Origin of the sequence: Lactobacillus selangorensis, assembly GCF_001437205.1 — a bacterium.
Classification (GTDB): domain Bacteria; phylum Bacillota; class Bacilli; order Lactobacillales; family Lactobacillaceae; genus Paralactobacillus; species Paralactobacillus selangorensis.
This window is the reverse complement of record NZ_JQAZ01000001.1, coordinates 428,274-442,864: the sequence shown is the minus strand read 5'-3', so window position 1 is coordinate 442,864 and position 14,591 is coordinate 428,274. Positions and strand designations below refer to the sequence as shown.

The following is a 14,591-nucleotide window of genomic DNA, read 5'->3' as shown; positions in this document are numbered from 1 at the left end:
CTATGATGATTTACACAAATTAGCAAGACAAAAATCGAAAAGTTTTGGACAAAGGGTGTGGAAGCTATGATGTATGTGCTCATAGCGATTGTTATTGTGGTGGTGGCAATCTATTTAGGAGCAATTTTCTACCAGCGTACGAATACCAATCGGATCGTACAGTTAAACCAAGCAAAAGAGAAACTGACCAAATCACCAGTGGCAACTGAAATTGGCAATTTGCGTGCGCAGCAATTGAGCGGGGCGAGCCTGAAGACCTTTACCAAGTGGTCAGGCGAATATGACCGTTTGACGAAGGAAAAAATCGGCGCTTTGAATGAAAATCTGGATGAAGCAGCCGCTGCCAACGATAAGTATCAGTTCATCAAAACCCACCGCTTGCTGAAAGAAGCTACAGAAACCTTAGAAAATACCCAGGCTGATTTGGATGATATTGGTTCAGCACTGAAAGATATTGCTGCCAATGCCAAGGCCAATCAGGATGAGATCCAGAAGCTCGAGGGGATTTATCAGGAGCTGCGCAAGCACCTGCTGACGAAGAATTTCTCATATGGACCGGCTGAACAAGCGCTGAAAGATCAGCTCGATGTTTTGGAAAAGGATCATGACAAGGCCAAGCAATTAGCCAATAGCGGTGACCAAGAGGGGGCCGCTAATGTGTTAAGCAAGCTTGAAACCGAAACAGCGGTCCTGCAAGACCAGATGAAACGAATCCCGCCCCGTTATAACGAGTTAGCCAATGAATTTCCGGCGCAGATTACTGAAATCGAACAGACGAATGTGAAAATGCAAAAGGCACATTTCAATTTCTTGGATCGGGATCTGGATGCTGAAATTGCGGCCTTGAAACAGCAGATTGCGACGACGACCACAAAAGTGGCCAAATTGCAGTGCGATGCTGTCGACAGCGACAATAAAGAGATGGAAAGTCAGATTGATTCTTTATATGCCGTCATGGAACAGGAAATCGATGCTCGGCAAGCGGTTGAACAAAAAGAAGATGATTTATCAGCCTTTATCAAACATGCTGATAAACAGAATCGGGAATTGCAGGCCGAACTGAATCATTTGACCCAGAGCTACGATTTGACGCATGATGAGTTGAGTCAATCGATTGCCTTAAAAGATCAGATTGATCAGCTAAATAATAATTATGAAGCTGATCTGCAGAAGATTGCCGATCAGACGGCTGTTTATTCCGTTGTGAATACGGAATTTCAGGATTTTGCCAAGCAATTGACGGAAATCGAAAAGAAACAGCAGGCCATTCATAAAAATGTCGCCGGTTTACATAAAGGCGAGCAAGTTGCCCAAAACAGCCTGCAGCAGTTTGTTTCGGACATGCGCACCATTAAACGTGAGGTCGAAGAATTACGGCTGCCAGGCTTGCCGAAGGATTATCTCGACTTCTTCTTCGTCGTTTCCGATGAAATCAAAAAACTCGGCAACGATCTCAATCAGGTAAAGATCAATCTGGATGATATTTCCAAACAGCTGATTCTGACACAACAGGATATCAATAAGCTGAAGCAGGAAACGAATGATTTGATTGACAGTGCGCTGCTGACCGAGCAGCTGCTTCAATATGCCAATCGCTATCGCCACAGCCATCCCGATGTCGAAGCTGCCGTTACCCAAACCCACCAGCTTTTCGATCAGAAATATGAATATAAACAGGCGGTCGATACGATTGCCACGGCTTTGAATAAAGTCGAACCAGGGGCCTATAAAAAGGTCGAACAAAATTATTACGATCAGAAACAAGCCGATTTGTTTTAGGCTTGAAAACCAGGAAATCTTTCCCGGTTTTTTATTTGCAGTAAATTACTTACTTAAAATCAGAAAAAGTTTTGTTCTTAGCGATGAGATTTGTTATAATAGGAAAGATTTTTGCCAGCAATCATTTAAAAATGATTTTTAAGATAAAGAAGGAGCAAGATGATTTATTTTGATAATAGTGCGACGACTAAAGCCGCACCAGCAGTATTAGACACTTATCAAAAGGTAAGCGAAAACTTTTTCGGCAATCCGTCCAGTTTGCATGCGGTCGGCGAACACGCCAATAACGTGCTGCAGCAGTCCCGGCAGCAGATTGCCGATTTACTCCATGTTGATTCCGATGAAATCTACTTTACTAGCGGCGGTACTGAAGGCGACAACTGGGTCGTCAAAGGAACCGCAATTGAAAAGCGTGAATTCGGCAAGCATATTATTACGAGCAGCATCGAACATCCGGCCATTTTGAATTCCATGAAGCAGCTGGAAGCGTTAGGCTATGAAGTCACATATCTGCCTGTTGATTCACGTGGCTTTGTATCCGCTCAGGACGTTAAAGATGCCATTCGCTCCGATACAATTTTGGTGTCAGTCATGGCCGTCAACAATGAAATCGGCAGTATGCAGCCGATCGATGCGATTGCCGATGTTCTGAAAGATTATCCATCGATTCACTTTCATGTCGATGCCGTTCAGGGAATCGGTAAAGGAATCGAAACGACTATCTTTAATCCCCGTGTCGACTTTGCCACTTTCTCCGGTCATAAATTTCATGCACCACGTGGAATTGGGTTTATCTATGCCAAACGAGGCAAACATTTAGCCCCATTGATGACCGGCGGCGGCCAGGAAAATAATATGCGCAGCGGGACTGAAAATGTGCCTGCGATTGCTGGGATGGCCAAGGCACTGCGGTTACTGCTGACCGATGAAGATCAGAAAGTGGCCAATGAACAAGCCATTCGTAAAGCGATTTTTGACCATGTCAGTCACTTTCCAAAGGTCACGATGTTTTCACAGTTGACACCGGATTTTGCACCGCACATTTTGTGCTTTGCGATTGCCGGTGTGCGGGGTGAAACAATCGTGCATGCTTTTGAAAAATATGATATTTATATGTCGACAACGAGTGCCTGCTCCTCCAAGGACGGGACCGAATCGAACACATTAGCTTCGATGCATGTGCCGGATGGAATTGCGACGAGTGCCGTACGGGTCAGTCTCGATGAAAACAACACCATGGCCGAAGCTGAAAAATTCAACCAGGCCTTTGACCAAATTTATCAGCGTTTCGAAAAAATCAATTCTTAATAAAGAAAGGACTCATCCATGCAATATACTGAAATCATGGTTCGCTACGGCGAATTATCGACCAAGGGTAAGAACCGGCGTGAATTCATCGGTCGTTTAAACGGCAACGTCACCAAAGCGCTGCATGGCTTCGATCAGCTGCGCATTCATCCTAAACAGGATCGGATGCACATCGTTTTAAACGGCGATGATGGCAAAGCAGTTATGGGCCGGCTCCATGAAGTTTTTGGAATCGAAAACTATTCACCAACTGTTAAAGTCGCTAAGAATATGGATGCCGTACATGATATGACGACCAAAATCATGGCGGATATTGCCGGCGACGAACCAAAAACGTTCAAGATCGAAACCCGTCGTTCCGACCATCACTTTGAACTCGATACGAATCAAATGAACCTCGATTTGGGCGACTGGGTCTTAGACCATTTTCCTAATCTGACGGTTAAAATGAAACATCCTGACATCACGCTCCGTGTCGAAGTGCGTCGGGACGGTATTTACTTGATGAATCAGAAGATCAAGGGTGCCGGCGGTCTGCCAGTCGGAACAGCTGGCAAGGGGATGCTGATGCTCTCTGGCGGGATTGATTCGCCTGTGGCTGGTTATCTGGCCATGAAACGGGGCATCGATATCGAAATGGTTCATTTCTTCAGCCCGCCGTATACCAGTGACAATGCCTTGAATAAGGCCAAAGAACTGACGGCAAAATTAGCACCTTATGTTGGCAAGATTACCTTTATTCAAGTTCCTTTTACTGAAATTCAGGAACAAGTCAAGCATGATGTGCCAGAAGGCTATTTGATGACGGTTCAGCGGCGCTTTATGCTGCAGCTGACCGACAAAATCCGTGTAATGCGGCATGGCTTGGCCATCATTAACGGCGAAGCAGTTGGACAAGTGGCTTCGCAGACGCTGGAAAGTATGGTGGCCATCAACGACGTCACAACGACACCAATCATTCGGCCAGTGGTCACGATGGATAAAACTGAAATCATTCAGCATGCCAAAGATATCGATACGTATGATTTGTCGATCATGCCGTTTGAAGATTGCTGCACGATTTTTGCACCGCCGGCTCCGAAGACACATCCCCGTTTAGATCGGGCTCGTTATTACGAAGATCGGATGGATGACGTGGATGGCTTAATTCAACGCTCGCTTGACGGCATTAAGATCAGTGAGATCAAGTCGACTGATCACTTCCTGAACACAGATCAGGATGTTATCGCTGAACTGCTTTAAGACGTGGTCGGCATTATTGACGAAAGAGTTGAAATAGATTAAAATGCAGGTAATGCATTGATCAAGAGCTCATCAGACCGCACCGTTTAGAAAGAAAATGCGTGGCTGAAACATTTTCCGGTTGTCCTGATGAGGTAGCTTGTGAGCTGCCATTCTGAACAGAGTAGGAACGGCCGGACAAGGTTCGTTAACCCGAAATGAAGTGGAGTCATTTAATCATGGCTCAATTTAGGTGGTACCGCGAGTGGAAGCATTCGTCCTAACGATGTGTTAGGATGAATGCTTTTTTGATTGGTTTGAAAAGTAGAGGAGTGAAGCTATGACAGCTAAAAAGGAAATGTCCACGAAGTATAATCCGCAGGAAGTCGAAGCTGGCCGTTATGACAAATGGCTGCAAGAGGACCTGTTCAAGGCGAGCGGCGATCCGTCCGCAAAACCGTATTCAATTGTTTTGCCGCCGCCGAATGTCACTGGTAAATTGCATTTAGGTCATGCTTGGGATACCACTTTGCAGGATGAATTGATCCGGCGCAAACGGATGCAGGGCTACGATACACTTTGGGTGCCTGGCATGGACCATGCCGGAATCGCCACACAGGCTAAAGTGGAAGCCCGTTTACGTGAAAAAGGAATTTCCCGTTATGATTTAGGGCGCAAAAAGTTTGTCGACACCGTTTGGGAATGGAAAGATGAATATGCCGATGTGATCCATGCACAGTGGGCCAAAATGGGCTTGTCGCTGGACTACTCACGGGAACGCTTTACGTTGGATAAGGGCTTGAACAAAGCCGTACGGACCGTTTTCGTCAAAATGTACGAAAAAGGGTTGATTTATCGTGGTGAATACATTATCAACTGGGACCCGCAGGCACGAACAGCCTTGTCCGACATCGAAGTTATCCATGAAGACGATGAAGGGGCTTTGTACCACGTTCGCTATCCGTTAGCGGATGGGTCGGGCGACATTGAAATTGCCACTACACGGCCGGAAACGATGCCCGGCGATACTGCGATTGCCGTTTATCCTGGTGATGAACGTTACAAGGATTTGGTCGGCAAGAAGGTTATTTTACCGATGTTTGATCGTGAAATTCCAATCATCGAAGATCATTACGTTGATCCGAAGTATGGGACCGGTGCTGTTAAGATTACACCGGCGCATGACCCGAACGATTTTGCGGTCGGCAATCGGCATGACCTGCCACGCATCAATATCATGAACGATGATGCAACTATGAATGATAAAGCCGGCAAGTACGCCGGCATGGATCGTTTTGAAGCTCGGAAGCAGATTGTTCAAGATTTGAAGGATCAAGGCTTCCTGCTCAATGTTGAACCAATTACCCATAGTGTCGGTCATTCCGAACGGACTGGGGTTCAAGTTGAACCACGCCTGTCCACACAGTGGTTCGTCAAGATGAAACCGCTGGCTGAAATGGCACTGAAGAATCAGAAGGATCCCGACAACAAAGTTGATTTCATCCCAGAACGGTTTGAAAAGACCTTTGAACAATGGATGGATAATGCCCATGATTGGGTTATCTCCCGTCAATTATGGTGGGGACATCAGATTCCAGCTTGGTACAACAAGAAGACTGGCGAAACTTATGTCGGGATGGAGGAACCTGAGGATGCTGAAAACTGGGAACAAGATCCTGACGTGCTCGATACATGGTTCTCAAGTGCCTTATGGCCATTTTCGTCGTTAGGCTGGCCCGATGAAAATTCAGCCGATTACAAGCGTTACTTCCCAACGAACACGTTGGTAACCGGCTACGATATCATCTTCTTCTGGGTATCCCGGATGATCTTCCAAAGCCTTGAATTTACTGGCAAGCGGCCGTTCCACCATGTGCTCTTGCATGGCTTGATTCGTGACGAACAGGGTCGCAAGATGAGCAAGTCGCTTGGCAACGGGATCGACCCGATGGATGTCATCAAGAAATATGGGGCTGACTCGCTTCGCTGGTTCCTGACAAATGGCTCGACACCTGGACAAGATATTCGGTTCAGTTATGAAAAGATGGGTTCTGCTTGGAACTTCGTCAACAAGATTTGGAATGCGAGCCGCTTTGTCATCATGAACCTTGAAGATACAGCTATCCCGGATCATTTGCCGAATCGTGACAAACTTGACATGTCCGATCGCTGGATTTTGAGTCGCTTGAATGCCACCGTGACTGAGGTTAATGACCATTTCGATAAGTTCGAATTTGGGGAAGCAGGGCGTTCGCTTTACAACTTCATCTGGAACGATTTCTGTGACTGGTACATCGAAATGAGCAAGGCTGTTTTGTATGGCGATGACGACGAAGCCCGTGACAATAAACGCTACAACTTAGCTTACGTCCTTGACCAGACGATGCGGCTGCTTCACCCGATCATGCCGTTTGTGACCGAAGAAATTTGGCAAACAATGCCGCATGCCGGCATTTCGATTATGACTGCAAAATATCCAGAAAGCCATGCTGAATTGAACGATCCGGCTGCAGAACGGGCCATGAAGGCGGTTATTGAATTGATTCGCAGCGTTCGTGGCATCCGTAAAGAAGTCAACGCACCATTGTCAACTCCAGTTGATATCCTGATCAAGACACAAGATGACCAGTTAGCGCAGATCTTTACAGATAATCAAGTTTACATCGATCGTTTCGTCCATCCGAAGGAATTGAAGATCGGCCGTGACATCAAGGCACCGACCCTCTCGATGACTGGTGTGCTGACGGGTGCGGAAGTTTATGTACCATTAGCCGAATTGATCGACTTAGATGCTGAAATTGCCCGTTTGCAAAAAGATGTGGATAAGTATACGCAGGAAATCGGGTTAGCCGATAAGAAGCTGGGCAATGCCGGCTTTACAGACAAGGCGCCTGAACAAGTGGTCGCCAAAGTACGTGCCAAACGTTCCGACTATGCCGATAAACTGCAGAAGACACAAGAACGAATCGCTACTTTGCAACAGAACAAATAATTCTTTTGAACAGTCTTGGCAAATATTGTTTGCCAGGACTGTTTTTTATGTTAGATTTAAAGCAATGACACTTATCAAAAGGAAGTGATTGGATGCAGTTATCGGCATATGCAGATGCAGTCGCCTATATTCATAGTCGGCCCCGTTTGCTGAAAGATGGCCGCTTGCAGCGAATGACACGGCTGATGGATGCGCTGGATAATCCGCAGGACCTGCTGCAGATTGTGCATGTAACTGGAACCAATGGCAAAGGGTCGGTCGTCAATGACCTAAGCTGGCTGTTTCAAGAAAGCGGCTTGAAAACTGGCATGTTTACGTCGCCGTTTTTGACCCGTTTCAACGAACGGTTTCAGATCGATCATCAATCGATTCCAGATGATCGGCTGCTTGAATTGACCAATCTGGTTGGCACGACGATCGAGCAGCTTCAAAAGCAGCAGCCGGATTTTGGCGTGACTGAATTTGAATTTATCACCGCTTTATGTTTTGTTTATTTTGCCCAAGAGCACGTTGATGTGGCGCTAATCGAAGTCGGCATCGGAGGACTGCATGATTCGACCAATATTCTCACCCCTGTTGTCGCAGTGATTACAACAGTCGGGATGGACCATATGCAGATGCTAGGCGACACGCTGGCCAAAATCGCCCATCAAAAGGCGGGGATTATCAAGCCACACCACCCAACGGTCATCGGACAGTTGCCGGATGAGGCCACTGCCGTCGTTTTGAAAGAGGCTGCCGAACGTGACAGTCAAGTCTATGCACTCAATCGTGATTTTCAGACCAGTCAGCGCCAGACACTCCCGAATTGGGCCGAACAATTTGATTTTGAAAATGACGAACGCCGGTTTCGTGGGCTCGAGATTCCGATGATCGGGGCTTATCAGGTCGATAATGCCGCCGTTGCGCTGGAAGCCTACCTCGTTTTTTTGAAAATCCGTCAGATTGATGAAGACGAACAGGTCATTCGCCGTGCTTTGAAAAAGGCGTTCTGGGCCGGCCGGTTGGAAAAAGTCAACGAACGGCCATTGATTGTTCTTGATGGGGCCCATAACGAACCTGGCATCAAAGGGTTGTTAAGCGTGCTCCGTGAAAACTTTGCCCAGCAGCATCTTTTTGTTTTGTATGCCGGACTCAAGGACAAAGCCCTCGACAAGATCCTGCCGCTGCTTCAGAATGAGCATTTGCAGCTGACTGTCACAACTGTCCCAGATAACCCCAGAGCAGCGTCAGAAGCTGATTATGCGCCGTATTTGAAGCCGACAACGCACTTTGTCGACCAGTGGCCGCAGGGATTGGTTCAAATTGTGCAGCAGATGAGCGATTCAGATGTGCTGCTGATTACAGGGTCGCTGTATTTCATTTCGGATGTCCGTCGTTATTTTAAGGAGGAGCAATAATGCAAGCTGTTATTTTTGATATGGATGGTCTGATGTTTGACTCAGAAAACTTATATTTGCAGGCTAATATTGCAGCCGGCCACGAATTAGGCTTATCGGTTTCAAAGGCTGATTACCAGAAATTGATTGGAACACCCGATGCAACGATGCGGGCCTTTTATGAACAGCACTTTGCCTCGCAGGCACAAGCTGATCAGTTTATTCAATTAACTTATCAAAAAGTCGATGAACTGGTTGCGGCTGGCAAACTGAAAGTAAAACCGGGATTGATCCCGTTGCTAGACTACCTCGATGCCCATCAGATGAAGAAAATTATTGCGTCCAGCAATTTTAAAGACACGGTGGAATCATTTCTGAAAATCACTCATTTGGACAATCGCTTCGATCAGCTGGTTACAGAGGCCGATGTCACCAAAGGCAAGCCAGATCCGCAAGTCTTCCAAATTGCTCAGCAGAAGCTCGGCACTCCGAATCAAGAAACATTGGTGCTCGAAGACTCGCCAGCCGGTGTCACAGCAGCTTATCGAGCCAAGTTGCCAGTGATCATGGTGCCTGATCTGGTTCAGCCGACGCCAGAAACATTGCAAGAAGTGACGGCGGTTGTTCCTTCGCTTGATTTCGTCATTCCATGGCTGCAGCAGCATTAAAAAATAAAAAATGGACCGCCTGCGTAATGGATGCGTAGGAGGTCCTTTTTATGAAAAATGAAAAATCAACAGCACGTGAAGAATTAACTGCACATGGGGCCGCAGCGTTAGAAAATGCCGATTTGCTGACGGTGATTTTAGGCAGCGGGACAAAACAAGTTCCAGTTACACAAGTCGCCGCCAATCTATTGCGGCATTTTCCTGAATTGCGGGGGCTAAGCCAAGCGGCACCAGCTGAACTAGCTGCGGTTGACGGAATAGGTCCTGTTAAGGCCCAGCAATTGGCAGCCGTATGCGAATTAGGTCGGCGGACACAGGCGGCCCAGCAGTGGCGGTATGGACTAGCGGTGTCAAGCCAATTGGTCGGCGAACAGATGGCGGCGACCCTTGCCAATCAGTCGCAAGAAATGCTGATTGGTCTTTATTTAGATACCAAAAATCAAATCATCAAGCAGCAGCTATTGTATCAGGGCACCCTGAATTGTTCGGTAGCGCATCCTCGTGAAATCTTTCATTATGCGGTCCAATATTCGGCGGCCCGTTTCATCTTAGTTCACAATCATCCAAGCGGGATTGCAACTCCTTCGGCGCATGATCTGCAGTTTTCACAACGAGTCAGTGAATGCGGACAATTGATGGGTATCGAACTGCTCGATCATATTATTGTCGGCCGTGAAAATTATGTTTCGTTACGGTCGGAGTCGCTTCTGAAAACGCCGAATGCCTTAAAAAACGTTTAAATTCCCTTAAATTTATTTGCAAACACGGAAAAACGCCTAATATAGAGAAGGAGATACGTTTTTTATTGGCAACAAATATGATACAATACTTTTGATTGTTAATATTTAACGTATGAAAACGAATCGGAATTGAAGGAGAGAAAAGCCGTGTTTGGAATAGGAACTAAAAATATTGGTATTGATCTCGGTACCGCCAACACATTAGTCTACATCGATGGAAAAGGAATTGTTTTACGTGAACCTTCCGTCGTTGCTAAAAATACTCAAACGGGAGAAGTCATTTCGGTCGGTTCCGAAGCACGGGATATGATTGGCCGCACACCGGCCAGCATTGTTGCCATCCGACCGATGAAAGACGGCGTGATCGCCGATTATGACACGACCGCTGCGATGATGAAATATTTTATTGAAAAAGCAACTGGCCATTCAAACGCCAAACCATTCGTCATGGTCTGTGTTCCAAGCGGCGTGACTGAAGTTGAAAAACGGGCTGTTATCGATGCGACCAAGGTTGCCGGTGCCCGTGATGCTTATGTGATTGAAGAACCGTTTGCAGCTGCAATCGGTGCTGGTTTGCCTGTTATGGATCCAACCGGCAGTATGGTTGTTGATATTGGTGGCGGGACAACAGATGTTGCCACAATCTCTTTAGGCGGCATCGTTTCCAGCCGTTCCATCCGGATGGCCGGCGACAAGATTGATGATGCGATTGTGTCTTATATCCGCCAGAACTTCAACTTGCTGATCGGTGAACGGACTGCTGAACAAATCAAGATTCAAATCGGTTCCGCTTCAATCGAAAAAGCCAAAGATATCGACAATATGACTATTCGCGGCCGTGATTTGATTTCCGGCTTACCAAAGTCGATCGATATTTCAGCAACTGACATTGCGACTGCCATCAAAGAAGTGGTTGATGAAATCATTACTGCCATCAAAGAAACGCTTGAAGAAACATCACCCGAAATTGCGGCCGATGTGATCGATCATGGGATCGTTCTGACTGGCGGCGGCGCCTTGCTTAAAAACTTGCCGGATGTCATCTCCGAAGCTACAAAAGTGCCTGTCTTCATTGCCCAGGATCCACTCGATTGCGTTGCAATTGGTACCGGTGAATCTTTGAAGAATATCGACGTTATGAAAAAGAATAGATAAACAATTGGGCTGGGATTTTCCCAGCCTAATTCGTATCTCATCATTACGAAGGTTGGAGGATTGGCATGCAGAAGTTTTTTTCAAATAAAAAACTGATCGTCTTACTGATCGCCGTCATCGTTGCGATCAGTATGATTGCCGTAACACTGGGCGTGCGGAACCGGCGTGAGTCGCCTTCGCTTGTCCAACAATTCGGCAATGATATGGTCGGTTTTGCGGACCGGGTAATTGCCGTGCCTGCAAACGGGTTACAAAAAGGAACGGAATCATTCTCTAATCTTTTCAATACCTACGAAGAGAATGAAAAATTAAAGAAACAATTAGATCAACTGGCTCAGACCAAGGTGACCGCCCAGACATTACGGACTGAAAATAAGGAACTGAAAAAGCAGCTCAAGCTGAATGATACGCTGACTGACTATACGCAGATTTCGGCTGCCGTTTTATCACGTTCTCCTGACAATTGGCAGAATCAGGTCGTTATCAATAAAGGCAGTGTCAGCGGCGTTGCCAAGAATATGCCGGTTATGTCTGGATCCGGACTGATCGGACGGGTCGTTGAAGTCAATAAATCGAATTCAAAAGTTGAATTGATTTCAACCACGAATAAAAACAGCGACAAATTTGCCGCCGAAGTGACTACAAAAGACGGTAAACGTGTCAATGGGATTATCAGCGGCTATGATGCCAATTCCAAAGAATTGATCATGAGCCAATTGAACACCAATAAAGGCATTAAAAAGGGCGATAAGGTGACGACTTCCGGTTTAGGCGGCCGCACACCGAAAGGCCTCTTTATCGGGACGGTTCAAACTATCAAAAAGGATGATTATGGTTTAGCTTCTTCCATTTATTTGAAACCGGCGACTGATTTGAATAACTTTACGGTTGTCACTGTCATCCATCGTGAGATGGGAGGCCAGTAAAATGACGAATTTACGCAATCGCTACTTTTTGCCGCTGGGGATTTTTGTCCTGATGCTGCTCGATGGGGCGATTAGCCATGTCTTTTCGCCGCTCTTGTACCACGGTCAGGTGGCCATTATTATTCGACTGATGTTATTGGGTTTTGTGCTGGCTGTGTATGCGCTGCCGCAAGAAAAGTGGCTGATTTGGTATGCCTTATTGATTGGTATTCTGTATGACAGCTTCTTTACTGGCGTGATTGGTATTTATGCTTTTATCCTGCCGATGGTTGTTTATTTGTTGAAAGTGGTCCAGCCCTATTTGCCGAATGCTTTCTGGTCATTGAGCCTGGTTTATGTCATCGTTGCGGCCGTTTTTGAAATTTGTGTGTATGCGGCGAATACGATGATTGGGTTAACGACGGTTGCTTTATCGACATTTATGGTTGATGTGCTGGCACCAACATTGATTTTGAATTTAGTCATCTTTTTCATTTTGGCTGTCCCGTTGACTCGGTTATTGGTTAGAATAGAAGTAGAAGAATAGCGGTTCGAATTTGTGGATACAGATTCGGACCAAATGAGGGGGTTCACACGAAGCAATGAGTAATGTGGCATTAAAAGGACGCAAGGAAGGTTATGAAATCGTTATGGACGCAGCAGCGGATTTAAACACCTGTCTGCTTGAGTTCGAACAGCTCTTACGCCATTTGCAAAGTGAGGAACCCACTCGCAAAGAACCGCTTCAATTCGTATTGGCAACGGGCGACCGTCTGCTGACAGCTGATGAACAGGATCGCGTCACTAAAATTGTGGCACAGTTTTCGCAGTTTGAGCTGCGAGGAATCCGTTCCGATGTGATGACGATTGCCGCCGCAAAGGCTGAAAAAGAACGTGACAATCTGCACGTTGAGAATCGGGTCATTCGCAGCGGTCAGGAAATTGATCGTGAAGGGGATGTACTGTTTATCGGCTCGCTTCACGCCGGCGGGACCTTACGGACAACTGGCAATCTCTTTATTCTAGGAGATGTCAATGGCATCATCCAAGCTGGTTTTCCCGACCATGCAGATGCCGTTGTAATCGGCGATCTGAGCCATGCAACCCAGTTGCGGATCGGCGATGCGATTGAAATCATTGACCCGGATGAACAAAAATATACCAATACGACGCTGAGCTATATCAACGAACTGCATCTGCTTGATCATAGTGACGTCGCGTCATTAAAGACATTAAAGACGAAACTGAATTATGAGATGGAGGAAGACCGGTAATGGGGACATCAATTGTTGTGACATCAGGTAAGGGCGGTGTTGGCAAAACAACATCGACTGCCAATATTGGGACGGCGTTAGCGCTGTTAGACAAAAAAGTATGCTTAGTGGACTTGGATATCGGACTGCGGAATTTGGATGTGGTCTTAGGACTGGGCAATCGGATCATCTACGATATTGTGGATGTGGCGAATGGCCGGGCTCGAATCAATCAAGCTCTGATTAAAGATAAGCGCTTCGAAGATAACCTTTATTTGCTGCCGGCCGCCCAAAATACGGATAAAGATGCGCTGACACCTGAACAGGTAACGCAGATTGTCGATGAATTACGGCCTGATTTTGACTTTATTCTTTTGGACTGCCCAGCTGGAATCGAACAAGGGTTTAAGAATGCCGTTGCCGGTGCTGATGGGGCGATTGTTGTCACAACGCCGGAAATTTCAGCGGTCAGTGATGCTGATCGTGTCGTCGGACTCCTTGAAGAACGGGAAATGAAGATTGCACCGCGTCTGGTCATCAACCGAATCAAGAAACATATGATGAATGACGGCGATACGATGGATGTCGATGAAATTACAAAGCACCTGTCGGTTGACTTATTGGGCATCGTCTTTGATGATGATGCCGTCATTCGGATGTCCAACAAAGGGCAGCCTGTTGCATTGGACCCCAAGGACAATGCCAGCAAATGCTACCGCAACATTGCCCGGCGGCTGCTGGGCGAGTCAGTGCCGTTAATGACTTTGAAAGAAGCCAAGCCATCCTTCTGGCAGCGGCTGTTCCATCGCAATCGCAAATAAAGTTTGACAAAGTCTTTTTGAACCACTACACTAAATGAAAATAAAACGTTGAGCAGAAAAAGTAGGCACTTGGGTTCCAACAGAGATTTCCCGGTTGGTGCAAGGGAAAAACACAAGTGGACGAACACACGTCTGTGAGCAAACGATTGAATGAAGTAGGTCGTTTCGGTGGGCTCGTTATCGCCGTAGTTCTTAACAACTACATAAGGTGGCCTTTGTGAGAAGGTCATAAACCTTGAGGTGGAACCGTGCCGACGCACCCTCTTGAATCTAGATTGATTCGAGTGGGTGCTTTTTTGTTAGGAACTGCATGAGGTTTTTTGTGTGAACAAAAAGCAAATAAAGGTGGAACCACGTGTGAACGTCCTTT

12 protein-coding genes and 1 other annotated feature are annotated in these 14,591 nt (G+C 46.5%); all 12 genes read left to right on the top strand.

The window, feature by feature from the left end; genetic code table 11:
• Positions 1-66: 66 nt before the first annotated feature.
• The 12 genes from ezrA to minD all read left to right on the top strand — a co-directional run bounded on the left by ezrA (position 67) and on the right by minD (position 14,221).
• Positions 67-1,779, top strand: coding sequence for a septation ring formation regulator EzrA (gene ezrA / locus IV40_RS02195; RefSeq protein WP_082617826.1), 1,713 nt, complete (start codon positions 67-69; stop codon positions 1,777-1,779).
• 159 nt (positions 1,780-1,938) lie between these two features.
• A complete protein-coding gene (locus IV40_RS02190) occupies positions 1,939-3,087 on the top strand; it encodes a cysteine desulfurase family protein (RefSeq protein WP_057768724.1) in 1,149 nt (382 codons plus the stop codon).
• Positions 3,088-3,105: 18 nt separating this feature from the next.
• Complete coding sequence (gene thiI / locus IV40_RS02185; protein WP_057768723.1) at positions 3,106-4,329, top strand: tRNA uracil 4-sulfurtransferase ThiI; 1,224 nt, start codon at positions 3,106-3,108, stop codon at positions 4,327-4,329.
• A gap of 48 nt (positions 4,330-4,377) precedes the next feature.
• Positions 4,378-4,594, top strand: a binding site (T-box leader).
• A gap of 54 nt (positions 4,595-4,648) precedes the next feature.
• On the top strand, positions 4,649-7,300 hold the full coding sequence (locus IV40_RS02180; RefSeq protein ID WP_057768722.1) for a valine--tRNA ligase: 2,652 nt from the start codon (positions 4,649-4,651) through the stop codon (positions 7,298-7,300).
• 92 nt (positions 7,301-7,392) lie between these two features.
• On the top strand, positions 7,393-8,700 hold the full coding sequence (locus tag IV40_RS02175) for a bifunctional folylpolyglutamate synthase/dihydrofolate synthase (protein ID WP_057768721.1): 1,308 nt from the start codon (positions 7,393-7,395) through the stop codon (positions 8,698-8,700).
• Positions 8,700-9,347 carry an HAD family hydrolase gene (locus IV40_RS02170; RefSeq protein WP_057768720.1) on the top strand — a complete coding sequence of 216 codons (648 nt, stop codon included), beginning with the start codon at positions 8,700-8,702 and terminating at the stop codon, positions 9,345-9,347. The genes IV40_RS02175 and IV40_RS02170 overlap by 1 nt, the downstream gene beginning before the upstream one ends.
• A 50-nt stretch (positions 9,348-9,397) precedes the next feature.
• The gene (gene radC, locus IV40_RS02165; RefSeq protein ID WP_057768719.1) at positions 9,398-10,087 is read left to right on the top strand and encodes a RadC family protein; all 690 of its coding nucleotides are present in this window, start codon (positions 9,398-9,400) and stop codon (positions 10,085-10,087) included.
• A gap of 147 nt (positions 10,088-10,234) precedes the next feature.
• A complete protein-coding gene (locus IV40_RS02160; RefSeq protein WP_057768718.1) occupies positions 10,235-11,242 on the top strand; it encodes a rod shape-determining protein in 1,008 nt (335 codons plus the stop codon).
• Between the two features lie 65 nt (positions 11,243-11,307).
• The gene (gene mreC / locus IV40_RS02155; RefSeq protein WP_057768717.1) at positions 11,308-12,168 is read left to right on the top strand and encodes a rod shape-determining protein MreC; all 861 of its coding nucleotides are present in this window, start codon (positions 11,308-11,310) and stop codon (positions 12,166-12,168) included.
• A 1-nt stretch (position 12,169) separates the two neighbouring features.
• Positions 12,170-12,694, top strand: coding sequence for a rod shape-determining protein MreD (gene mreD / locus IV40_RS02150; RefSeq protein ID WP_057768716.1), 525 nt, complete (start codon positions 12,170-12,172; stop codon positions 12,692-12,694).
• 55 nt (positions 12,695-12,749) lie between these two features.
• The gene (locus IV40_RS02145) at positions 12,750-13,421 is read left to right on the top strand and encodes a septum site-determining protein MinC (RefSeq protein ID WP_057768715.1); all 672 of its coding nucleotides are present in this window, start codon (positions 12,750-12,752) and stop codon (positions 13,419-13,421) included.
• Positions 13,421-14,221 carry a septum site-determining protein MinD gene (gene minD, locus IV40_RS02140; RefSeq protein ID WP_057768714.1) on the top strand — a complete coding sequence of 267 codons (801 nt, stop codon included), beginning with the start codon at positions 13,421-13,423 and terminating at the stop codon, positions 14,219-14,221. The genes IV40_RS02145 and minD overlap by 1 nt, the downstream gene beginning before the upstream one ends.
• Positions 14,222-14,591: the final 370 nt, after the last annotated feature.